We start from the raw sequence: 23,645 nt of genomic DNA on the forward strand, positions 1-23,645 counted from the left end.
ATTGTGTGGGGGAAGGCAGCTGCGAGCTGCGAGCTTTGAGCGGCGAGGAAAGTCAAAAGCCTAACGGATGCAAAAGGGCACAGGTAACTTCCCCCTGTGGGAACGTAGCGCAGCGGAGTAACGCACGGAGTGCGGCCCCGAAGGGGTGAGCGAAGCGAATAACCTGCCTGCAGACGATGGCCGTTAATTTCACCCGGTGTTATTCGCGTGCAAGCACGCTCCCACAGTAACCCCCCCTGTCTTCTTCTGGTCTGCTTTTGACTTTCCTTGTAGCTTGTCGCTTGAAGCTTGCAGCTATAAATGCAGTGTCACCGCCACGCCATCGGCGGTGTTTTCCACCTTAAGAGTGCCCTCATGCAAACTGGCAATTTCCTGGACCATGGCCAGGCCCAGGCCAGAGCTTTTTTCCTGGCCCGGGGCGGGCAGAGAATAGAAACGCTCGGTGACACGGGCCAGGGCATAGTCAGGGATCTGCGGCCCCTGATTGCTCACCCGCAATAATCCCGCCTTGGCCTCCACCGTCAGCACCGAGTCCGGCTCGGCGAAGCGCAGGGCATTATCCAGCAGATTGAATAACGCCAGCTTGAGGGTGTCCGGTTCGGCATGAACCCCTTCACCATTCACCGAGACGCAGACGTCTTTTTCCTGCACAAGCGCATAGCGACTGTGCTGCCATTGTCTCGCCAGGGATGCCACATCCACGGCCTGTTTCTGCGCCGGCAGGCATTCCAGCTTTTCCAGTTGCGCCATGGCCAGCAGACGATCCAGCAGATCACTGAGGCGCAGGCTTTCATGCACCACGTTATCGGTGAAGCGCTCAAGCGCAGGATCAGCAATTTCGTCAGCCAGAATTTCTCCAGCGCCGCGAATCGCGGCCAGCGGACTTTTCATTTCGTGGGTGAGCAGGGTGACGTTATCTTCCAGCCGGGCGCGATCTTCCAGCTTGCGACGCATGGCGGTCACCGCGTCGGCCAGGGCATGAATCTCATCGCGGCCACGAAACGCCGGCGGCGACACACGTTCCCCCGCCGCCACCGCTTGGGCATAACCCTGCAAACGATTGACCCGGCGGCTCAGCCACCACACCAGCAAGCCGCCCAGCACCAGACAAAAAAGCAACACACCGCCGCCGTACCACATCAGCCGGCGCTCGGCGCGCTGAATGAAAGGCTCGATGGAACGGCCCGCCTTGCCCAGACTGATCACCCCGATCAGGCTACCGGCATCGCGGATCGGCGCCGCCACATACATCACCGACGTGGATGGATCCCCCGGGTCACTGCGGGTGGTCCTGGCACCGTAGCGGCCCTGCAGTGTCAGGTAGACATCATTCCATTGGGAAAAATCTTCCCCTTCGTCACGGCCCCTCGAATCAAACAGCACCACGCCATCTGGCCCGGTGATATAGACATGGGTATGAATACCACCTTTCTTCATGCCCCAGATATCCGCATCCGGAGTTCGCGCTGCATAACGCTGAAGGGCTTCCCGTAATTGCGGGGTGATCACGATAGCGCCATTCTGCGCATCCACCGCCACCATTTCTGCCAGCAGGTTAGCGGCATCCACCAGGGTTTCTTCCGCCGACTGGCGCACCAGTGGCTTGGCCTGACTGAACACCATGTCCAGCACGAACCAGCCCAATAACCCGAGTATCAGGAAGTAGAACAGCAGCAGACGCTGACCGAGCTTCACGCGGTCTCCAGGTAGTAGCCAATGCCACGGCGGGTGGCGATCAGGTGATCGCTGTGCAGGGGTTTCAGCTTGGCGCGCAGGGTCTTGATGTGGGTATCCACACTGCGCTCGAAACTGTCTTCATCGCTGTCGCAGATATCCAACAGGCGGGCGCGGCTGAAAACCTGCCCGGGATGCTGGATCATGGCCGCCAGAATCCGGTATTCGGAACGGGTCAGTGACAGCGCCTGCCCCTTACACAGGATGCGAGCCCCTGCTTCATCCAGTTGCCACAGCGTCTGCGCCTGACGGGGCTGGCCACGCTTGAGAATGGCGCGAATCCGTGCCACCACTTCCCGCGGACTGAACGGCTTGGTGACATAGTCATCGCCCCCCAGCTCCAGCCCGAGAATGCGGTCCACCTCTTCCTGGCGGGCGGTGAGAAACAACACTGGCACCTCACTGCGCTGACGCAGCTGCTTGAGCACCTCGAAGCCATTGATATCCGGCAGCCCCACATCCAGCACCACCAGGTCCACCTTGTCGGCAGCCAGCCGGGACAGGGCTTCCTCACCCAATGCCACATGGCAAACCGAGAAGTGCTCACGCTCCAGCGCAAACATCAACGGCTCCGCAATGCGCGGCTCATCATCAACAATCAGTACTCGGGTCACGAAAGGGTATCCTTGCCAGTCACACTTGCATGATACCCACAGCCCATTGCATAACCCAGCCCGTCAGCAGATCACCACTCCCGGGTGCGGATACGCAGCGTGTGTATCAACAAGCGATCACCGTCTGGCACCAGCTCAAGGTGAATGTTGTTTTCCCGATGCAGGGTGGTCTGGAACAGGTCGTACTCTTCTTTCATTGTAAAGCTCACCTGCGCACCATTGTCTTCAGACGCCTTGCGAATAGCCGGCTTGCCAATACTGAAAGCGTGATCCGAGGCGAAACGCCAGAGCGCCCTTTGCTGCTGCAGAAACTCGTCCCGGGTCAGCGAAATCACCATCGGCGCTTCCTCCCCAATCTGCATGGCCACACTGATACGGGCATCTTCTGCCATGAGGGCGGCAATGGTGTCACTGTCCTGCTCGCGCAACGCCTGCTCGTAGCGTTCCAGCACATCCTTCACATCTTCCCCATGGGCAACCAGAGGCATAAAAAACACGGTCAATATCAAAATCCAAATGGCTCGTTGCATTACCATGCCCTCCCATTGCCACACTCCGCCCGCTCCGGAGACACCTTGCAACGCACTTTCTTCATCCACGCCATCATGTCAGTGTCATAGACGCCTGACTCGATCAGAAACACGCGGGCATCATCCATCATCTGCCGGTAGCGGTTGCGATCCTTATCCGGAGGCGGGAAGAAAAACAGAATATCCTTTTCCGCATCGCGCACCACCTTCATGGCCGACTCAAACTGGTCAGCAAAATAGCGCCGGGATTTAGCGATAAACTCCGCCGAAAATTTTTCATGCCGCAGCACCAGTTGCTGGGTCAGCTGGGCAGTGGTCATCTTCAACACCAGCCCTCTGGCACCCACACCGCGATACAGCTCCAACGGCAAATAGGCCACCGCTGGTGCTGCGATCACATCCACCACACCATTATTGAATTTTGAAGAAAAGTTGCTCACGTCGGACAGATCTGGGCGCATGCCCACATGTTCGGCCATGAGGATCTGCGCCCGGTCATTATCAAACACCGCCATGGTGTGGCCCGCGATTTTTTCCACGCTGTTGATGGTGCGATCATTGATGTGCAGGTAAGCGGCACCCAGCGGCAGAATGCCGGCGGTTTCATAGGCGCCATGCCGCTGGCTTTCTGCCAACTTGGGATGGGCGAGTAATTCGATCAGGGTTTGCAGGCTGGTGTAATCCTGCAAACCGCCAATGGCATCAATGCTACCGGTAAACGGAACAAACTGACGGGCACGAATCCCGGTCATCATCAGTCCATCACAGAACCCCGCCTTGAGATCTTCCGCCGCCACGCGTTCATCGGTGAACACCTTGAGCTCTACAGGCTCTCCCCACCCGGCAGCGGCCAGCTGGTAGCCTTCCATCTGCTCCCATAAGTCGCCTTGCGCGCCAATCAGGCTGAAGACGCAGATCGTTCTGGCCGCCACTTCCGGCGCCAGGACGACGAGCAGCAGTCCGATCAGGAGATGCTTCCATGCATATCGTGTTGTTTTCATGATTCGCTCATAGTGGGTTGATCCGGTGACCAGAGTTTCTGCATCAACAGAGCCCCGGCTCGCACTGCGCCAGGCATCCATCGCCGGCGCCAAACCCAGACTAGCAAAATCATTCACAACAACGGCATGCAACAACAGACCGAAAAAGCGGCATCATGACAGAAACGCCCATTACCTCACGCAAAGACAGGCGTCACACAAGAACCGTCAGGCCATCTGATCCACCCGGCCAGGGAAAGAGGGGGTGGGTAGAATGGGCAGAGCAGAACAATGCGCCAAGCTGACTGGCGAGCTGAGAAGATCAGCTATGAGCTATGAGCTATGAGCTGCCAGCCATGAGAAAAAACCGGACAGCCTTAATATTCAGGGTTTTGATTTTTCTCACAGCTCATAGCTCAAAGCTCGCCGCTCGAAGCTGCTTTTCACCCCGCCTGCCGCACGCTCAATTTCAGCGCGTCAAGCAGGTCCCTGCCAGCGCCGTGGAGTTCACGGATATCCTTCAGGAAAAAGGTCTTGAGGGCTTCGGTCTGTACCACCAGAACCCCATACAGCACGCTGTCATGCTCCAGCGGGATCCCCAGGTAACTGCGGTAGCGCTCCTCGTCGGAGCCTTCGATATGGAAATACGCCTCGTGTTTCTGGCTATCCCTGGCCACCACCGGTGACCGGGAACGGGCAACCTTGCCGGTAAGCCCCTGGGAAAAAGACAGCGTGGCCCCCAGCGCATTCTGGTTAAGGCCGCTGGTCGCAACGATTTCCAGTGTCTGATTCACCACATCGGCCCGATACAGGCTGCATACCTGCACATTGAGCCGGTTGCGAACCGCATCGACGCGGGCATGCATGAAATCCGGAGGTAAGGGCACGGCACTCTTCCTGACTGGTCTGGATACCGAATCTTTCAAGTTTCGTGCCGCTCCGGTCTATTACTGCCCGATTTTTTTTGTTTACACTGTATATGTTAATCAACAGCGGAGTGCCATTTTGGCCAAAAAAGCAAAAACCGAAGCCGAGATCGCACACTTCCGTCATACCGTTTGCGAAGCCGCCACTCGCCTGTTCATCGAACGGGGCCCGCAGAATGTGACCATGAGGCAGATCGCCAGCGAAGTGGGCGTCAGCCCGATGACCCCCTACCGCTACTTCCGGGACAAGGAAGAAATTCTTGCCATCGTACGCGCCGAAGCCTTCAACCGTTTTTCCGGTGCCCTGGAAAACGCCGTGGCCAACGCCCCGGATGCGCGCAGCAAGGGCCGCGCCGTGGGCGATGCCTATGTGAATTTCGCCAAGACCTATCCCGCCGCCTATCAACTGATTTTTGCCTTCTCCCAGCAGGATGAGGACCAATACCCGGAACTGGTCACCGCCAATGCCCGGGCCCAGAAAGCCATGGTCACCTACGTGGAGGAGATGATCGCCGCCGACCTGCTCGAGGGGGACGCTCAACTGATTGGCTACATGTTCTGGGCCACACTGCATGGCATCGTGGTACTGGAGCTGGCCAGTGGCCTGCGCGGCATGAATGGCGACACCCTGCGCGACAAGATCATGCGCACCCTGTACGCCGGTATGAAGGCACACCCGCCCCACCTGGATGATTGACCATTTCGCTCACGGCCCGGCGAGAGTGCTTGACCTTTAAAATATACGATGTAAATTTATACCGTAAATGATTTGCCCGATCCCGGGCCCCTGTACGAGGAAAGCGACCATGTCCCTGCCAGAATCCATTACTTCCCGGCTCCGCCTGCCGGTCATGTGCTCCCCCATGTTCATCATTTCCAACCCGGAACTGGTGCTGGCCCAGTGCAAGGCCGGGGTGATCGGCTCCTTTCCGTCCCTGAATGCCCGCCCTCTATCCCAACTGGATGAGTGGTTGTCACAGATCACCGAGGAACTGGCCAAGTGGGATCGAGAAAACCCGGATCAGCCTGCCGCGCCGTTTGCCGTCAACCAGATCGTACATCGCTCCAATGATCGTCTGGAGAAAGACCTGGAACTGTGTGAAAAGTACAAGGTGCCGCTGGTGATCACCTCCCTGGGGGCCCGCGAAGAAGTGAACACCGCCGTGCACGGCTGGGGCGGCATGGTGATGCATGACATCATCGACAATTACTTCGGACACAAGGCCATCGAGAAGGGGGCCGACGGCCTTATCGCCGTTGCCTCCGGTGCGGGTGGCCATGCCGGCACCCAATCACCGTTTGCCCTGATCCAGGAGCTGCGCCAGTGGTTCGATGGCCCGCTGGCGCTGTCTGGCTCCATCGCCAGCGGCCGCTCGGTACTTGCGGCCCAGGCCATGGGCGCCGATCTGGCCTACATCGGCTCCATGTTTATCGCCACCGAAGAAGCCAATGCGGTGCAGGAATACAAGGACATGATTGTGGAAAGCAGCGCCAAGGATATCGTCTACAGCAACCTGTTCACCGGGGTGCACGGCAACTATCTGGCGCCGTCCATCGTCAATGCCGGCATGGACCCCACCAACCTGCCGGAAAGCGATCCGTCTGCCATGAACTTCGGCTCCGGCGGCAATAGCGACAAGAAAGCCTGGAAAGATATCTGGGGCTGCGGCCAGGGCATTGGCGCCATTGAGGCCGTACAGAGTGCCGGTGATGCCGTGGCACGTCTGGCTGATGAATACGCCGCCGCCAAAAAGGCACTGTGCAACAGCTGACAACCCCGTAGACGGCAGCCTCGCGAGGTTGCCGTCCCGCATGCGGACACGGAGGTTCCCTGAAAACCGATCGCCGTAACGATCAGCCTGCCTGGGCGCCTTCGCCGGATGGATCCAGACTCGCCAGAAAGGCAATCAATGCGCCCAGGAACGTATCCGGCTGCTCGAGAAATGCCGAATGTCCGCCCGCGAAACGGGTCAGCTGAGCCTGCGGTATCCGCCGGATTGCCGGACGGCACAACCACAATGGAATCACCCGGTCTGACCTTGACCATGCCACCCACACCGGCACCTGCAAGCGGGCCGCCACTGCCCTCAGATCCGCTTCCGGCTGACCAAAACTGTCCCAGGCCTCAGCCAGCACCCCCGCACACTCGCTACCGGCCGCAATAATACGCTCGCGCTGCAGCCTGGCCGCCGGTGCAGGCAGCACCATAAACCGGTAGTACCAGCGGAACAGCCGTGGATACCAACGCGCGCCCCGCTCACCAGACCGGAAGAAACCGCGGAACAGACGGGTCAGGCCCTTGACCACCGGCCACATCGGCACCAGTCCGCCAGCATCACACAGCACCAGCCCCGCCACGGAATGCTTGCTGGCATACAGCATTGCCGCCGCACCACCGATGGAATTACCGACAATCACCGGGCACTCAATCTGCAGCTGCTGCAGCACCTGCGCCAATAATTCACTGTAGCGGGCCGCCGACGCCGGCCGGTTATCCGCACCCGAACGCCCCTGACCTGGCCAGTCAATGCGGATCACTTCATAGCGATCACTGAGCATGGCGGCAAGCCCGGCAAAATCACCACCACCATGACCCACTGCATGCAGGCACACCAGGGCCGGGCCCTGCCCCTCCCGGGACACCGCCAACCGCACCCCGTCACAATCCACAAACTGTGCCGTTTCTGGCACACCACAGGCGTATCGCTTCATTCTCACCCACCTTGTGTGATATAAGTATCACTATGATGTGATATTTATATCACACATCGACGAATTCCCCACTATCACGTTCACCATTCAGCGTCGGAGAAACCATGGCCAAGCCAGCTAAAACCACGCAACAACTACTGCAGGCGGCGGCGGATGAGTTCAACGAGCAGGGCTTTCAGGGCACGGATACCAACAAGATTGCCCAGCGGGCCGGCTTCTCACCGCAGACCTTTTATCGGCACTTCCCGAACAAGACTGCTGTGTTTGTCGCGGTTTACGAGGCCTGGGAAAGCCAGGAGCGGCAAGGACTGGAAAAGCTGGTTAGCAAGGGGGGCACGCCGATCCGGGTTGCTGATGCCATTGTGCGACAGCACCGCGATTACCGGATCTTCCGGCGCAGCCTGCGCCTGCTCGCCGTTGAAAATGATGCGGTGCGCTGTGCCCGCACGCTCAGCCGCCAGCGGCAGGTCAAAGCCATCCTCACAGCATTGTCGCTGCCCGCCAGCATGAAGCACGACATCAGCATCCGCCTGTTGCAGATTGAGCGTCTGGCGGATGGCCTGGTGGAAGGGGAATTCAAGGATCTTGGCGTTAGCGACAAACGCGTCAAGGAAGAGATTGCCGGGCTGCTGCCTTTCAATGTGCAGGATCAGCTATGAGCTGTGAGCTGTGAGCTGTGAGCTGTGAGCTGTGAAAGCCTGGCGCGAAGGAGTGGCCGGAGCCAGCGCTTTCTCTCGTTATTGCGAATGGACTCAGCCGACACCTGCAGGCATATAACGGTGAAAAGCTTCTGTGGCTGCAGCCACCGTTATTGCCACGAATACCCCACTGAACATGATGCCCACCGTGGCAGTGGCCAGTGCCAGCAGCTTGCTCTTGCGGCTGGAGGGACGGAAGTCGCCGTAGCCCACGGTAAGGGCAGTGATAAACGCCCAATAAAAAGCGTCAAAGCGGGACCAGCCTTCAATCCGCCCCACCCGTTGCCCCAGAAGAGTGATCAACAAGAAGAAAAACGCCAGCAAGGGAAAGCCCAGGCGCATGGCTTTCAGGAACAACTCCAGAAACAGCAGTGTGAATTCCATTTTTTCCCCTCATCAATCAGCGTTTCTGGAATCCTTACCTCGCCAGGGCTCGGATCGCGGTCGCACCCGGAGGGCATAGCAAACGACCGTTATTCGCTACGCTCACCCTTCGGGGCGCACTACGTGCTTTATTCCGCTGCGCTACGTTCCTACAGCAACTCTAAGCGTTTGCGCTATAAAAGAACGCCAATGCCATCAGCACAGCACCTTCCCCGTTAGAGTGAGTCAAGGAACGCAGCCCTGTGACGGCGAAGAGCAAAAAACCTGTCTGAGCGGAGCGAGTCTTTTTTGCGTCCGTCACAGGGCGAGTACCGGAGTGTGCCTGCGGAGCAGGCCGAACGGAGTCGGGGCGCGGGGGAGTCCAGAGGGGTGTCGCGCTACACCCCTTTGGGCCCGTCCGGCGAGGACACACACTCATCATAATGCGATGAAATACCAGAAGATACCTTGTCATCCAGGTGGGGACCACCATCACCGCAGGTTCGCACCTCAAGAGGTACTCCTACAGTCGGCACAAAAGGCGTTTCTGGAATCCTTACCTCGCTTAGCCTCGGATCGCGTGCAGGCACGCTCCTACAGGTTCAAACAAAGCCTCGTGCCAGCGGCATCTCAGTTCCTCGCTGTCGCTCGGTTCGCTCAACAAGTTGAGTCTCCTACAGCGGCTTCGTAGAAAAGCCGAAAACCCAGGAACTTTTCGACCTTTCTTAATCCAATCGAGCGTAGCTCGTAGCTCGTAGCTCGTAGCTCGTAGCTCGTAGCTCGTAGCTCGTAGCTCGTAGCTCGTAGCTCGTAGCTCGTAGCTCGTAGCTCACAGCTCACAGCTACTGACTAAAGTTAACCCGGCAGAACCAGCTTTTCAGGTACGAGGTTTCCGGAATCGCCGGATGCACCGGATGGTCCGGGCCCTGGCCTTCATAACCGATCACCTGAATGCTGCGATCAATATGTCGGGCGCTGGACTGGATCACGTCCAGCAGCTTGTCCGCCGGCATATGCATGGAGCAGGACGCCGAGATCAGGTAACCGCCCGGCTTCACCAGCCGCATGGCCAGCTCGTTGATGGCGTGATAGCCAGCCAGGCCATTCTTGAAGTCTTTCTTTCGCTTCACAAAGGCCGGCGGATCCAGCACCACCAGATCGTACTTTTCCCCATCCGCAATCAGCTGCTTCATGGCCGCGAAGGCATCCCCCTGCATGGAGCCCACCTTGTCCCCCACACCATTCAGCTCCGCATTGCGGTGCACATACTCGATGGCGGTTTCCGACGCATCCACGCAGGTCACCGTATCCGCACCAGCCAGTGCCGCCTGGATACCCCAGCCGCCGCAGTAAGAGAACACATCCAGCACCCGCGCCCCATTAGCCAGCGGGGCCATTTTCTGCCGCGCGCTGCGATGATCATAAAACCAGCCTGTCTTCTGACCTTCCGCTAACGGCGCACTGAAACGGGCACCGTTCTCCAGCAACGACACCTCATCCAGCAAGTCGCCCTTCAGGGCTTTGGTGTAGCGCTCCATGCCCTCGATCTCACGGGCTGCCGCCTCGTTCTTGGCAATGATATGAGAGGGACTGAGTACCGCATCAAGAGCACTGACGATCACCTCCAGATGCGCCTCCATGGCGCCGGACCCCGTCTGTACCACCAGCACATCGTTGAAACGATCCACCACCAGCCCGGGCAGACCATCCGCTTCTCCGAAGATCAACCGATAACAGGGCTCATCAAACAGCGTCTCCCGCAGGGCCAGCGCCTGCTCGATACGCTTCTTGAAGAAGCTGCGTGACAGTTCCTGCTTCACATCACGGCTGTAAAGCCGTGCCGCAATCAGGGAATGGGGGCTGAGTAGCGCGCGTCCCAGAGGCTTTCCGCGGCTGTCTTCGACAACACAGGCCGCGCCCACCGGTAGCTCTTTCAGTGGCGTCTGCCGGGTATCGATCTCGTTGGCGTAGATCCACAGGTGCCCGGCCTTGAGGCGGCGTTCTTCATTCTTGCGCAGGCGGATAACAGTCGATTCGGTCATGGTAAATACATTGGCAGGCCGGAAAGGGCGCATGATAACACAGGCACTCTCATCCCGAGGGAGACGTATCTTTTGTGGGAGTTTGCCTGCAAACGAAGGTTACCCCACTCTCCAGCCCCCCTTCGCTTGCAAGCAAGCTCCCACAGCAGCCGCAAAGCGGCCATAGAAAAGGTTCTTCGCGGATTAGCGGGAATCGGCTGCTACGGAGCCCCCCCTGCAGGAGCGTCGCTCTTGTGCTCGTCAGGTCAGGCAACGCTATTGCCCTGCGTCGTTAAAGGCAGATACCACAGGGGACACAGAGATCACTGAAGAAAGACTGTCTTTCTCTGTGCCCTCTGTGGTGAAAGAGGGGGTTGGTTTCAGCTCTTAGCGTCAAGCGTCAGGCATCCAGCGTCTGGCGGCCGCGAAGCGGCCACAAAAAACCCCGGCCAGATGGCCGGGGCTTTTTTGTCTTGCATGACGCGTGTTGCGTGATGCGTATCCTGCTTAGTTCTTGACGAACTCGGGGTAGGCTTCCATACCGCAGTCTGCGATATCCATACCTTCGTACTCGTCTTCTTCGCTGACGCGGATACCCATGACTACTTTCAGGATACCCCACACTACCAGGCTTGCACCGAATACCCAGATGAAGATGGTAGCAGCACCGATCAGCTGGCCAGAGAAGCTGGAGTTTTCACCGTTGGTGATCGGTACCAGCAGCAGACCCAGCAGACCTACAACACCGTGTACAGAGATAGCACCCACCGGATCGTCGATCTTCAGCTTGTCCAGGGTCAGGATGCTGAATACAACCAGTACACCACCCAGAGCACCGAACAGGGTTGCCTGCAGGGCAGTCGGCGTGGACGGCTCGGCAGTGATGGCAACCAGACCCGCCAGTGCACCGTTGAGCAGCATGGTCAGATCAGCCTTGCCGAACAGGATGCGGCCTACGATCAGGGCAGCCACAGCACCACCGGCGGCAGCGGCGTTGGTGTTCAGGAACACCATGGCTACAGCGTGTGCGTTGGCAGCATCGCCCAGTTTCAGTACGGAACCGCCGTTGAAACCGAACCAGCCCATCCACAGGATGAAGGTACCCAGGGTAGCCAGCGGCAGGTTGGCACCCGGAATCGCGTGCACTTCACCGTTCGGGCCGTACTTGCCTTTACGAGCGCCCAGCAGCAGAACACCGGCCAGGGCAGCAGCAGCACCCGCCATGTGAACGATGCCGGAACCCGCGAAGTCAGAGAAGCCCAGGTCGCCCAGGTTGTACATGCCGAACACATCAGCACCACCCCAGGTCCAGGAGCCTTCCAGCGGGTAGATAACGCCAGTCATGACCACTGCGAAGGCCAGGAAAGCCCACAGTTTCATGCGCTCGGCAACCGCACCAGAGACAATGGACATGGCAGTGGCCACGAACACGACCTGGAAGAAGAAGTCAGAAGCACCAGAGTAAACGGAACCACCATCAAAACCGGCTTCGGCAGAATCTGCCAGCACACCGGCCAGATCGAAGGCTTCGATCCCGCTCAGGAAGATACCGCCGCCGTACATGATGGCGTAACCGCACACCAGATACATGATGCAGCTAATGGCGAACAGCGCCACGTTCTTGGTGAGAATTTCGGTCGTGTTTTTGGCGCGGACAAGGCCCGCTTCCAGCATGGCAAAGCCTGCTGCCATCCACATTACCAATGCGCCACACACCAAAAAGTAAAAGGTGTCCATGGCATACTGCAGTTCAAAAATTTGGTTTTCCACAATGCAACCCTCCGAAAATGGAAGCGTGTTTTTTCAAGCCCTGGCATGGGTCGATTTCAAAACACGGTAAAACTTAAATCGCGTCCTCGCCGGTCTCGCCGGTGCGGATACGAATGGCCTGCTCAAGGGTGGTAACGAAAATTTTGCCGTCACCAATCTTGCCGGTATTAGCGGCTTTCGCGATGGCCTCGATCACCTGGTCCAGGGAGGACTCGGCGATGGCTACCTCGATTTTTACCTTGGGCAGAAAATCAACAACATACTCGGCACCCCGATACAGCTCGGTGTGACCTTTCTGGCGTCCAAAGCCTTTCACCTCGGTAACGGTGATGCCCTGCACGCCGATCTCGGAGAGTGCTTCACGCACGTCGTCCAATTTGAACGGCTTAATTACGGCAGTAACCAATTTCATTTCATTCTCCTCAGCTTTCACCGCGTCCGGTGACGTCCGTTTCACTTCGAGCCCCGTTATGGTTCCCGATCCACAGCTTGCTCGAACGCTCTGACCCAATAAGTGCACGACCCATGCCAGTTTTTGAAAATCATGCAAATTCAGTGGGTTACATCTTGCACCACCCCGACTCGGGGAGGACTGCGCGCCATTATAGGGCACCACTTTGGGGCGAGATCCAATTTGGTGCAGCACGGTATCGGTCTGCGCCACGCTGTGCCCCAAAGTCACACACCGTGCTACCATCCTCACCGGATTACAAGGACATACTCGCGCCTTGTGCCATTATCCTGTCCACACCGGAGTCAACATGCCTGATCAGCCTTTTATCGACCGCCTGATGGCCGACATCAGCCGCCGCCTGCCCACCGATCTCGGCGGCCTGCGCAGCGAAGTGGAACGAAACGTACGTAGCGTACTGGCCGAAACCGTCAGCCGCATGGACCTGATCACCCGGGAAGAATTCGACATCCAGCAACAGGTGCTGATGCGCACCCGCGAAAAGCTGGAAGCACTGGAGAAGCAGGTGGCCGAGCTGGAGAAGAGCGAGGGCTAAAGCAGCGGCCCTCCCCTACCTGTAGGCGTTCCCTTCCAGGGGACGAACCGAGCGCAGCGAGGCGACCGAAGGGAGATTGTTCTTTGGAAGCATGTCGAGCCCGGAAATGCCTGACCGCCCTTAGGTCGATTCCGTGCTACACACGTTCGCACCTCAAGTGGTGTTATTCGCTTCGCTCACCCTTCGGTCCGCACTCCGTGCGTTACTCCGCTGCGCTACGTTCCTACAGCGGCTTCGTCGAAACGCCATTTTTGTAGGAGCCCAGCTCGCCTGGGCGAATCCAGCCGCAAAGGAAACCGCCAACCGCCAGGAACTTATTCGCCCCTGTAAATCCAATCTAGGGCCCGTCCGGCGAGGACACGCACATATCATGGTGCGATGGCATCTCAGCAGGAGTCATGTCCGCCAGGTGGGATCCACCACCACCGCAGGTTCGCACCTCGAGTTTCTGAAGTTCTAACAGCGTCTCTGGTATCCGTACCTCGCTTAGGCTCGAATCGCCTGCAGGCAGGCTCCTACAGCGGCTTCGAATTTGGCATTGGAGATCGGGAACCTTTTGCCCTTCCCTAATCCAACCGAGCGTAGCTCGTAGCTAACAAAGCCAATCTCCTACACCGAGCCCCGCCAACCTCGCACACCGGCCCGTCACGTTCCCCCTTACACTGCCCTGCAGTGATAAGCACAGGCGAGGAACCGTGACACACGCTTTACTGTATAGCCGCGCACCATTGGGTATCGAAGCCCGGGAAGTCCGGGTAGAAACCCACCTGGCCCCGGGGCTCCCTGCCTTCACCATTGCATATACTAATAAACCCCAAATCACTGGTACTATTGTGCAATGGCTAGAATTGCGTACTCCTATCAACGATTTTCAAATCAGACACAAGCCCGAGGCGACTCTCTACGCCGTCAGCAGGAGCTTGTAGACCACTATATAGCCGAAAAAGGGCTAATACTGGACAAAACCCTAACAGATAGGGGTGTCAGTGCTTTTAAAGGAAAGAATGCACGACAAGGGGCTTTAAAGACGTTTCTCGACGGCATTGAGAGTGGAGACATCCCATCAGACGCCATCCTCATTTGTGAAAGCCTGGACAGGCTGAGCAGGAATTCCATTGATGACGCCTTGGATCTCTTTCTCAGGATAACGAGAAAGGGGGTAACTATTGTCACGTTATCTGGTGGTGTAGCAAAAGAATACGATAAGTCAGCCACTGCCATGCAGTTGATTGAGTGTCTTCTGATTTTTCAACGTGCAAATGAAGAAAGTGCCATCAAGAGTGAAAGGGTCAAATCTAAGTACGACGAAAAAGTCAGAATAGTGAAAGAGTGGTCAGAAGGTGGATATGGTGAAGTGGTGCCGGGCCAACCACCAAAGATCATCACAGGTGAAGCCCCAGCTTGGATTGATATTGAATGGCAAAACAAGAAGGACAGAAAAGGAGAACTCAGGCTAAACAAGGAAAAGGCCACCACAGTCAAACAAATCATTAAAATGTACTTTGACGGCTTCGGATTCATAACCCTAGCCAAAGAACTCAACCAGAACAAAGTAAAAACAATCTCTAAGGCCGATCTCTGGCACCACTCATATTTGAACAAGATTCTAGACAACCCTGCACTATATGGCGCTCTTGAAGTATTCAGGAATGACATTTCTTTCTCTGAAATGAAACAACGGTATGTCAGGAAAAGGGTTAAGACTGGAATTGTTATAGAAAACTACTTCCCTGCACTTATAAGCAAAGAAGACTTTGACTACCTACAGTCAATAAGAAAAAACCGGGGAGGAAGAAAGGGCAGGAAAGGTGAAAAGTTTTCAAACCTATTCACTGGTCTTGCTGTATGCGGAGAATGCGGCAGCACAATGCGCTACGTTTCGAAAGGAGCAAAGGGGAAAAATGGAGACGGAAACGCTCTTGTATGCTCTAGCGCAGTAACAGGGTCAGGATGCTCTTACAAACAAATCCACTATCACAACTTAGAAGGCAGATTCTTTGACACATTCAAAGATATTTCAGTTGAAGATCTTTCTGGTAGGAAATCCGAAATCACCATCCAGATAAACAAGAAGCATAAAGAATGTGAAGCCATCAGGGCAGAGCTTAAAGAAACAGAAGAGAAGATTGACAACATTATCAATGCTATTGCCGAAGGAATTAACTCTAAGAAGCTAAAAGGAAAGTTATCCGAACTCGAATCAAAGCAGTCAGAATTATCAAATACGATAAGAGATAAAGAAGCAGCGCTTGCCCAGAGGGAAAGAGAAACCAATAACAACAAAGAAAAGTTCAAAGAGATACTGGATAAGGCAAATGCCGAAGGCAGCACATACTACAGCAGATCTCAAATCAATGAAGCACTTAAGCGATACATCCACTTCATCGCATTCTACCCCTTCCACAACTTTGCCATTATTAAGTCAAAGGCAGGGAAAGATATTTCTTTCGACTATGCTGACGCCGGAGAAATTGTTCAGTCGAAAAAGGCTTGGCTGAAACACACAGACAATAATTTTGAGTTTTGGAGCCACACACTGCCAGACCCAGAAGACTACTAAAGCACTGCTTTCACTGCTTGCATTTTTCTTATAAAGCAGAACATTTGGAGAAATGTGCAAGCAGTATAAAATGGAACACATTTTATTGTTGCAAGCAGTAGCAAATAAGCCACAAGTGTCCATTTACGCTTGCTGTCTCGCTTTGCTTGACATTGTTTATAACCACAAAATCAAAGACCACTGCTTTAATAGATTTTGATTTTTTCTTTTCCGGGGATTCAAGAAGGGGCGGAGCCTCTTTTGCTCACTGCATAACTTGTTATGCTTTAGTGAGTTAAATCTGGCTCTTGCGATCCAGTGAAAAAATGATAATTTTATTATCATAAAGAACTGGATAAGCATGAGTCAGAATAAAAAGAATTTCGTCGCAGTAAGAACACAATACTACAAGAGCGGTGCAGCACAGAAAGTGCTGGCACACGGCTACCGAAAGCACAGCAATTCCCCCAACGTAGTAGAGAAATACACCCCTTATAACTTTGGGATGCGTTACCAGTCGCTAGACGACTGTATGACGCAATACAAAGAAGCATCAGGCAGAAGACCACAAGAGAAGATGAACGTGCTGTTTGAGCATGTGGTTGTATTCTCTGAGGATCAATTCAAAGAGAGAAAGCCCGGAAAGAAAGAGTTTGATGAATGTATGCAGCGCTATATTAAAGCGATATACGCTGATTTCGGCTTCCAGCCCCTCGGCTATGAGCTTCATCTCGATGAAGGTCATGCAGACGAGAAAACGGGCGAATTCAAGCGAAACATACATGCCCATGTGTACTTCTTTAACTATGATTTTAAGAAGAAAAAAGCGCCATTGCGTGACTTGATGAAGAAAGGAAAAGACGAAAACGGCAAGACCCTACCCTTAAATCATAACTTTGTGAAAATGCAAGACTACGCAGCATTAGCATTTAAACCGTTAGGATTTCGTAGGGGAATATCAAAAGGGGAAAGGAACAGGAAGCATTTAGACAAAGATACGTTTGTTGTCAGCAAGAAGTTAAGCGAAATAATTAACAGATACGATAAAGTCAGGAAGCTGGTTCACAATCTCGATAAAGACATAACAGAAAAGAAATTAAATCTTAAAGAGCAAGAAGAAAGACTGGCTGAATATCAAGAGTTAGAAGAATTACACAACACAAAGATACAGCCAATGCTTTTGGCTTTTGAGAAATTAGAAGAAGCATTTAAGTCTGGACAAGACTATAAAGAACAACTCAACAGTTTCAAGAAAATACAGTCAGAGATTACAGAAAAAGATCTCAAGAAAGCTGGAAGAATAATTAAAAAATTTCAAATTTAAAATTTAAAAAAAAGGGCTAGTCAGCCCTGTTTAATAAATGATCTTTAATAAGTTTTTTCACTTTGGGAAGTTGCTCTTCAACGTCTTCAATTTGATTGATTATGCCTACTAATTCTTCCGATTTTTCTTTTAAGGTATTTCGTAATGAATCTTTCTGAATCAGTAGGTTTCTCTTCATGCCCTCTAATTTATTCAGTTCGTCTTCTTGTTTGTCTACTTGTTTTTCTAAACATTTCCCTAGGTCTGAAATTTCTTTTGCAAGGCTCACCAGCCTTTCGTCTTTAACATCGTCAAAATAATAGCCGTAGAAATAATTATCGTCTCTTATATCACCAACTTCTCTATCTACATACACTAAAATTTCATCTGAACAAAACTCCCAGATTTCGTCATATTCTTTTTCTCCGTCAAATCCTCTACATTCTCCTTTGTTATATTCATTTATTTCTTTTACATGGTTATCGTAACGTTCTTCTATTTCACCAAACAATACACTGCCTCTTTCTTTAAAATTATTCGTTACTTTGAACCAGTCGTAGTTATATTTTTTCAGTTCTTCCATGAGAAGGTCTTCGAATATATCAAAAAAAGAATAAATCTTTTTGATTAATTCATTTTTAATTTCCTCTAATTTTTTCATTTTTTCTCCTTTTTTGTTCTTCTTAATAAAAATTATCATTTAAAAATCGGGAGTCAATAAAATATCTACTAAAGCAGAATAAAAAATTAATAAAGCACTGAAAAGTGCTTTTCTATTTCATTACTAAAGCAAAGCATTTACTGCACTGTGCGGGCAGTATGTAAATGTGGTAAACCACACACAAAAACATATCACTACGCTCTATGTGGTAAAAAATGTGGCAAACAATAGTTGATATTAATAAAGAAATAATTTGACAAAATTAAAAAATATGAAAACATTTTTTGTAGGAATAAAAAAGAGCCGCATTAAGCGACTCTTGGTATGGTGGAGATTGGTCTTTGGCAGGACTGGCACCATACAAAAAAGATTATCACTCATTTTTTGTATTTCAAGTCCTGCCAAAACAAACCACTCAAAAAAATAATTTTTTCACTATATCCGCATAACACTTTGGATCGTTAGTCGTGTTGGTTGGGTGTTGTCACAAGTTTTATTCTTAGCGTTTACAACGGGGAGCACTCCGTAGACGTGACCCACGAAGCGCCTTTTGGTAAACAGCTTTAAAAATGGTACTTGGTAACTGCATAGCAAACCTGACCGGGCTGGGCGTCAAAAGGAACAAGACAGGGTGGAGTGAGCAGGCTGTGTATCTGTTTAAGTGTCTTGTAATCAATGCATAAGCACATATGACATTGATCATGCAAAGCTGACTTTCTTGAAGCCTCTTAACTGGGTGGAAGGAGAGACTCACTTTGCTAATCAAAACCCAAAGCCAAAACCTAATCGCTTCGCTTTCTGGAAAAACAGGCAATAAACTTAAACTGAGTTAAGCAAAGTGAGGCTTCACAAAGTGAAGGGCGAAGTGAAACGAAGGGTTAGGTGCTTTTAAATAACAAACGTATTAATAGAATAGAAGAAAGAGATAAGATAGAACAAACACTATAAATTTTGTCGAAAATTTTTAAAAAAGGCCCAATTAAGGGCCTCAATCAATCCTCTAACATTTCTCTAGTTTGCTTGGGGAATTTTTGAACAAGCCACTTTAAAAGCTCTACCTGCTCTGAGCCTCTAGCTCTACGAACTTGAGACAGAAGCTTTAACGCCGAGGGTCGTTCAAGAGTGAGATTGGAGGCCCCCTCATTACAAACAGAACACAAAGCTCTTAAGTTACTAGGGTCATCCGTTCCACCTTGGGATTTATCAATGATATGGCCAATGTGGAGTCGTGTTTTTCTTGTTGTATCGTATGGGTGTGGCTCGCCAGCTACAGCACCACACATCTGACAAGTAAAGCCGTTCCGATCCAACACGAAGGATCTTGTCTCTTTTGAAATTGCTCTCTCGAATGCTGGTTGAGGCTTTGAGTTTTCCAACAAGTACTCGTTTGATTTTAATGCAGAGCGGTCGTTATGAGTCAGGATCTGGTATCCCTCCTCATTTCTCAACTCACGGATTCGACGAGCCCATTCACTAATACCAGCAACCTCCCGAAGCTCATCAGAAGTTAAAACTTTTCCAACATTCGCCAAGAAATACTCACGAAGCTTGGCCCTTGCCCCTTTTTCTTTCTTCGCCATTTAGATTTATCCCACACTGCTAATTATTTTTTTGGACGAAATTGCACTATAAATCTGATTTGCCACCGCTTCGGCAACAGGCGCAGGAAATGCATTCCCAATTTGCCTATAAGCAGGGGTTTTCTTACCAAAAAACTGCCAGTCATCTGGAAAACCTTGGATTCTGGCAACCATGCGACAAGTTAATCGGGGCATCCCAACAAAGTCTCGATCCGGAGCCTCATTTGCAATCCCCATTCCATCAACACCGAGGGTTGCCCAAGCCTTTTTGGCCCTTGTCGGCCCAAGATCAGGGCCTCCATGTTTTTTGGAGCCGCCAACTATTGTTGGTGCGATATCATCTGCACCATCAGCCCAACGCCGGGCACCCTTCCAGCCGTTTTCTGCCATCAGGTCTTTTAGCAAGGCACCGACTGGTGCAGGGTTCACACCAAGGGGTTGAGGCCACTCAAAGTCCGTAGCCAAGTCTTTTCTAATAGCGACGATTACGACCCTTGGACGCAGTTGGGAAACCCCATAGTCTGAAGCATTCAAAAGTCGCCAATCTGCTACATAGCCTAACTTTTTAAGCTGTTTCTTAAGGCTAAGACGGTAATCCTCGAAAACGGCATCCAAGAAACCCCGAACATTCTCCAACATTACGGCTTTCGGACGGATTTCATCCACAAGACGAAGAGCCTCAGGGAAAAGATCCCTCTCATCATTTTCACCGAGTTGAAGCCCTGCCTTAGAAAAAGGGGGGCAAGGAACCCCACCAGCCAGAAGATCAACTCCTTTGTACGGAGCACCAGAAAACAGCTTCACATCGGATTGCAGTCCATCCAACACATTCCAGTGGGGACGGTTCAATTTGAGAGTTTCTCGGCAGGGAGCCTCAATTTCAACCAGCGCCTCAGCCTCAAATCCTGCCTTTTCGAGACCGATTGCCTGACCTCCTGCCCCGGCGCAGATCTCCACACAGCTAGGCTGATACATTGCATTGCTCCCTGTTAGCGATATCACGATATCGGGCAATACTACACTATGCCCCTCATCTTTTTGAGGCCAATTCAGCATAAAACTGGATAGGTTTAATTGAATATGCGTTTACTATTGTCGGCATGGGCGATACTGCTGTGCGCGAAAGCCGCGACCGGGTGCGCTCGGCCCTGGTCAACAGTGGCTTCGAGTTCCCCCAACGGCGCATCACCGTGAGCCTGGCCCCCGCCGACCTGCCCAAGGATGGCGGCCGTTTTGATCTGGCCATTGCCCTGGGGATCCTGATTGCCAGTAATCAGCTCGGCAAGATCAGCACCGACCATCTGGAGTTTTCCGGCGAGCTCTCCCTGAACGGTTTACTTAATCCGGTCTCCGCTATCCTGCCCTGCGCCCTCGCGTGTCAGGACAGCGGGCGACGCCTGGTGGTGGCCAAAGACAACGCCGATGAAGCCAGCCTCACCGGCGCCGAAACCCTCGCCGCCCGCCAGCTTTGCGAAGTGGCCGCCCACCTTACCGGCCAGCAGCCCCTGGTACCCCATCGCAGTGAGCCTCCCCGCCCCCTGCCCTCTCAAGGAGGATGCCTGTCCGAAATCCGCGGCCAGGCCATGGCCAAGCGGATTCTCGAGATCGCCGCCGCCGGGGGGCACTCACTGCTGTTGTGCGGTCCGCCCGGTGCCGGCAAGAGCATGCTGGCCTCACGGCTTCCAGGACTGCTGCCACCCCTGCGCACCCGCCAGGCCCTGGAAGTGGCCGCCATCCATTCACTCAAACAACCCCGCGAAAGCCAGCTGTTCTACCAGCGCCCCTACCGGGCGCCGCACCACACCAGCTCCGCCACCGCCCTGGTCGGTGGTGGCAGTTATCCCAAGCCGGGGGAAATCTCCCTTGCCCACCATGGTGTGTTATTTCTGGATGAACTGCCGGAGTTTGATCGGCGTGTGCTGGAAGTGCTGCGCGAACCCCTGGAAACCGGCGAAGTCAGCATCGCCCGCGCGGCCCAGCAACTCACGTTCCCGGCGCGTTTTCAGCTGGTGGCCGCCATGAATCCCTGCCCTTGCGGTTTTCTGGGGGATCCGGAAAAAAGTTGCGGCTATCGCTGCGAAAAAGCCAAGCGCTATCAGGCCAAGTTATCCGGCCCGTTACTGGACCGAATTGATCTGCATCTGGATGTGCCCGCGGTGGATGCCCATGAACTACTGGGCGACAAGGAAGGAGAAAGCAGCGTGGAGGTGTGTCAGCGTGTGCGTGAAGCCTGGCAACAACAATGGCAGCGACAGCGCTCATTGAATCGGGACCTTGTCCCCGACGACCTTGAACCGCTACTCCGCCCCCACCGCGACTGGCTGGCTGGCGTCATGAACCGCCTGGGTCTCTCCGCCCGGGCACTCCATCGCAGCATCCGCGTGGCCAGAACCATCGCCGACCTGGCACAGAGCGAAGAAGTGGAACGGGATCATTTACGGGAAGCGCTGAGTTACCGGCAGAATATTGAGAAGGGGTGACGACGCCTGATGCCTGATGCAAAGCCCCACCCGCTAAAACGGCGGGCCTTTTTGCATCGGGAAACCCCGGCTAGAGCCTGCTGTAGGAACGTAGCGTAGCGGAGTAACGCACGGAGTGCGGCCCCGAAGGGGTGAGCGAAGCGAATAACTTGCCTGCTCGCGATCCGAGCCTTGGCGAGGTAAGGATTCCAGAAACCCTTCTCGAACCTCAAAACCCAATCCACTTTCCATACTTCTGGTTTTACCTTTCGCAATTCGCTTTCGTCATTCGAAACTCATTCCTCGCCGAGGCTCGGATTCGCCCAGGCAAGCTGGGCTCCTACAGAAAGCGTTCAATCCGTGTCATCCCTGTCGTAGCACGCCACAAAAAAAGGCTCATTGCGGATTAGCGGGAAGTTGTGACTACCAAGGCCTTCCCTCAAATCCGCGATGAACCCAAAAAAAGCCCCGCATTTGCGGGGCTCTTTTGTTTTGCATGGTGCCTGTTGCGCAGAGCGACTTACGCTCCCCACTTGAAGAAGTCGCGCTTCTCTTTCAGGTAGAAGCGGGACAGCACCATCTTGTGCACCTCGCTGGCGCCGTCTACCAGACGCGCCTGGCGGGCGTAGCGGTAGATCCACTCCAGCAGGGTGTCCTTGGAGTAACCGCGGGCACCGCACAGCTGGATGGCGGTATCCGCCGCCTTGTGCAGGGTGTCGGCCACGTGGATTTTTGCCATGGAAATTTCTTTCTTGGCAAAGTCACCCTGGTCCAGCATCCAGGCAGCCTGCATGGTCAGCAGACGGCCCACTTCGATTTCCTTGGCCACATCACCCAGCATCCACTGCACACCTTCGTGTTCGGCCAGGGTTGTTCCAAAGCTCATGCGGTTTTCCACATAACCCGCCGCTTCTTCCATGCAACGCTTGGCCAGACCCAGCCAGCGCATGCAGTGGGTCAGACGCGCGGTACCCAAACGAATCTGGGTAACCTTCAGGCCATCGCCCACGTTGAGCAGACGGTTTTCGTCGGGAATCACCAGGCCATCGAATTTCAGTTCACAGTGACCGCCGTGCTCTTCCGGGCCCATGATCGGGATACGGCGCACGATCTCCCAGCCGGGCTGATCGGCGTCGAACAGGAAGGCAGTGAGGCCCTTGCGCGGGTCATCGCTGGTTTTGGCAATCAGGATAAAAGTCTGCGCGCCTTCGGCACCGGTGATGAACCACTTGCGACCGTTGATGACCCAGTTGTCACCGTCCTTGGTGGCGGTGGTGTAGGTCAGGGACGGATCGGACCCACAGCCGCCATCGGGCTCGGTCATGGCGAAGGCGGAACGTACCTTGCCGTCGATCAGTGGCTGCAGCCAACGTTCTTTCTGCTCATCATTGAGCACCTTGTTGAGCATGATCATGGTGCCGTCATCCGGCGGTGCACAGTTGAAGACTACCGGGCCAAACGGACTGCGGGCAGCTTCTTCATAGAGCACGGCCATGCCGGCCACACCCACATCCTGGCCACCGCGCTCTTTCGGCAGCTGAAAGCCCCACAAGCCTTGCGCACGTGCCTTTTCACGCAGTGCATCGACCACGCTTTCCTTGAAGTTTTCGTGCTCGTCGTAGTTGGCCTTGTCGTTCTCCATCGGCATGACTTCGGCTTCAACAAAAGCCGCCACACGCTGACGCAGGTCTTCCAGTTCCGGGCTCAGGGAAAAATCCATGATCTGTCCTCGGTGAATTCGGTTAGCA

Annotated in this window: 21 protein-coding genes; 7 read left to right on the forward strand and 14 right to left on the reverse strand. The window is 53.9% G+C overall.

Annotated features, from left to right (window positions below; translation table 11 throughout):
- Positions 1-294: 294 nt before the first annotated feature.
- The 5 genes from creC to HF945_RS14145 form a co-directional block, all read right to left on the reverse strand.
- The gene (gene creC / locus HF945_RS14125) at positions 295-1,695 is read right to left on the reverse strand and encodes a two-component system sensor histidine kinase CreC (protein ID WP_290523207.1); all 1,401 of its coding nucleotides are present in this window, start codon (positions 1,693-1,695) and stop codon (positions 295-297) included.
- Entirely contained in the window at positions 1,692-2,348 is a 657-nt protein-coding gene (creB, locus tag HF945_RS14130) for a two-component system response regulator CreB (RefSeq protein ID WP_290523208.1), read from the reverse strand. Before creB ends, creC begins: the two co-directional genes overlap by 4 nt.
- A 71-nt stretch (positions 2,349-2,419) precedes the next feature.
- The gene (locus tag HF945_RS14135) at positions 2,420-2,878 is read right to left on the reverse strand and encodes a hypothetical protein (protein WP_290523209.1); all 459 of its coding nucleotides are present in this window, start codon (positions 2,876-2,878) and stop codon (positions 2,420-2,422) included.
- Positions 2,878-3,879 (reverse strand): putative solute-binding protein, encoded by a 1,002-nt coding sequence (locus tag HF945_RS14140; protein WP_290523210.1) that lies wholly within the window; start codon positions 3,877-3,879, stop codon positions 2,878-2,880. Before HF945_RS14140 ends, HF945_RS14135 begins: the two co-directional genes overlap by 1 nt.
- A gap of 422 nt (positions 3,880-4,301) precedes the next feature.
- Positions 4,302-4,745 carry a GAF domain-containing protein gene (locus HF945_RS14145; protein ID WP_290523211.1) on the reverse strand — a complete coding sequence of 148 codons (444 nt, stop codon included), beginning with the start codon at positions 4,743-4,745 and terminating at the stop codon, positions 4,302-4,304.
- A gap of 118 nt (positions 4,746-4,863) precedes the next feature.
- On the opposite strand from HF945_RS14145, the gene HF945_RS14150 reads away from it, so the two are divergent.
- Entirely contained in the window at positions 4,864-5,481 is a 618-nt protein-coding gene (locus HF945_RS14150; RefSeq protein ID WP_290523212.1) for a TetR/AcrR family transcriptional regulator, read from the forward strand.
- A gap of 109 nt (positions 5,482-5,590) precedes the next feature.
- Entirely contained in the window at positions 5,591-6,556 is a 966-nt protein-coding gene (locus tag HF945_RS14155) for a nitronate monooxygenase family protein (RefSeq protein ID WP_290523213.1), read from the forward strand.
- 82 nt (positions 6,557-6,638) lie between these two features.
- Here the strand turns inward: HF945_RS14155 and HF945_RS14160 are convergent, their stop codons facing one another.
- A complete protein-coding gene (locus HF945_RS14160) occupies positions 6,639-7,496 on the reverse strand; it encodes an alpha/beta hydrolase (protein WP_290523214.1) in 858 nt (285 codons plus the stop codon).
- A 104-nt stretch (positions 7,497-7,600) separates the two neighbouring features.
- Here HF945_RS14160 and HF945_RS14165 point away from each other — a divergent pair, with 104 nt between their 5' ends.
- The gene (locus HF945_RS14165) at positions 7,601-8,155 is read left to right on the forward strand and encodes a TetR/AcrR family transcriptional regulator (protein ID WP_290523215.1); all 555 of its coding nucleotides are present in this window, start codon (positions 7,601-7,603) and stop codon (positions 8,153-8,155) included.
- A 93-nt stretch (positions 8,156-8,248) separates the two neighbouring features.
- Here the strand turns inward: HF945_RS14165 and HF945_RS14170 are convergent, their stop codons facing one another.
- The 4 genes from HF945_RS14170 to glnK all read right to left on the reverse strand — a co-directional run bounded on the left by HF945_RS14170 (position 8,249) and on the right by glnK (position 12,760).
- On the reverse strand, positions 8,249-8,578 hold the full coding sequence (locus HF945_RS14170; RefSeq protein ID WP_290523216.1) for a potassium channel family protein: 330 nt from the start codon (positions 8,576-8,578) through the stop codon (positions 8,249-8,251).
- An 821-nt stretch (positions 8,579-9,399) separates the two neighbouring features.
- Complete coding sequence (locus HF945_RS14175) at positions 9,400-10,599, reverse strand: class I SAM-dependent rRNA methyltransferase (RefSeq protein ID WP_290523217.1); 1,200 nt, start codon at positions 10,597-10,599, stop codon at positions 9,400-9,402.
- Positions 10,600-11,085: 486 nt separating this feature from the next.
- Positions 11,086-12,348: an ammonium transporter gene (locus HF945_RS14180; protein ID WP_290523218.1), complete on the reverse strand. Its 1,263-nt coding sequence runs from the start codon at positions 12,346-12,348 to the stop codon at positions 11,086-11,088.
- A 73-nt stretch (positions 12,349-12,421) separates the two neighbouring features.
- Positions 12,422-12,760 carry a P-II family nitrogen regulator gene (gene glnK / locus HF945_RS14185; RefSeq protein WP_062814825.1) on the reverse strand — a complete coding sequence of 113 codons (339 nt, stop codon included), beginning with the start codon at positions 12,758-12,760 and terminating at the stop codon, positions 12,422-12,424.
- Positions 12,761-13,109: 349 nt separating this feature from the next.
- Here glnK and HF945_RS14190 point away from each other — a divergent pair, with 349 nt between their 5' ends.
- From HF945_RS14190 to HF945_RS14200, 3 genes are all read left to right on the forward strand, one after another.
- Positions 13,110-13,355: an accessory factor UbiK family protein gene (locus tag HF945_RS14190; RefSeq protein WP_290523219.1), complete on the forward strand. Its 246-nt coding sequence runs from the start codon at positions 13,110-13,112 to the stop codon at positions 13,353-13,355.
- 838 nt (positions 13,356-14,193) lie between these two features.
- Positions 14,194-15,915, forward strand: coding sequence for a recombinase family protein (locus HF945_RS14195; protein WP_290523220.1), 1,722 nt, complete (start codon positions 14,194-14,196; stop codon positions 15,913-15,915).
- A gap of 340 nt (positions 15,916-16,255) precedes the next feature.
- Positions 16,256-17,218 (forward strand): hypothetical protein, encoded by a 963-nt coding sequence (locus HF945_RS14200; protein ID WP_290523221.1) that lies wholly within the window; start codon positions 16,256-16,258, stop codon positions 17,216-17,218.
- A gap of 16 nt (positions 17,219-17,234) precedes the next feature.
- Here HF945_RS14200 and HF945_RS14205 read toward each other — a convergent pair whose 3' ends face one another.
- From HF945_RS14205 to HF945_RS14215, 3 genes are all read right to left on the reverse strand, one after another.
- Positions 17,235-17,858 (reverse strand): hypothetical protein, encoded by a 624-nt coding sequence (locus tag HF945_RS14205; protein ID WP_290523222.1) that lies wholly within the window; start codon positions 17,856-17,858, stop codon positions 17,235-17,237.
- 992 nt (positions 17,859-18,850) lie between these two features.
- Positions 18,851-19,438: an HNH endonuclease gene (locus tag HF945_RS14210; RefSeq protein WP_290523223.1), complete on the reverse strand. Its 588-nt coding sequence runs from the start codon at positions 19,436-19,438 to the stop codon at positions 18,851-18,853.
- Positions 19,439-19,444: 6 nt separating this feature from the next.
- On the reverse strand, positions 19,445-20,413 hold the full coding sequence (locus HF945_RS14215) for a DNA cytosine methyltransferase (RefSeq protein ID WP_290523224.1): 969 nt from the start codon (positions 20,411-20,413) through the stop codon (positions 19,445-19,447).
- Between the two features lie 116 nt (positions 20,414-20,529).
- Here HF945_RS14215 and HF945_RS14220 point away from each other — a divergent pair, with 116 nt between their 5' ends.
- Positions 20,530-21,918: a YifB family Mg chelatase-like AAA ATPase gene (locus HF945_RS14220; protein WP_290525425.1), complete on the forward strand. Its 1,389-nt coding sequence runs from the start codon at positions 20,530-20,532 to the stop codon at positions 21,916-21,918.
- 499 nt (positions 21,919-22,417) lie between these two features.
- Here the strand turns inward: HF945_RS14220 and HF945_RS14225 are convergent, their stop codons facing one another.
- Positions 22,418-23,617, reverse strand: coding sequence for an acyl-CoA dehydrogenase family protein (locus HF945_RS14225; RefSeq protein ID WP_290523225.1), 1,200 nt, complete (start codon positions 23,615-23,617; stop codon positions 22,418-22,420).
- Positions 23,618-23,645: the final 28 nt, after the last annotated feature.

This window comes from Alcanivorax sp., assembly GCF_017794965.1.
Classification (GTDB): Bacteria; Pseudomonadota; Gammaproteobacteria; order Pseudomonadales; family Alcanivoracaceae; genus Alcanivorax.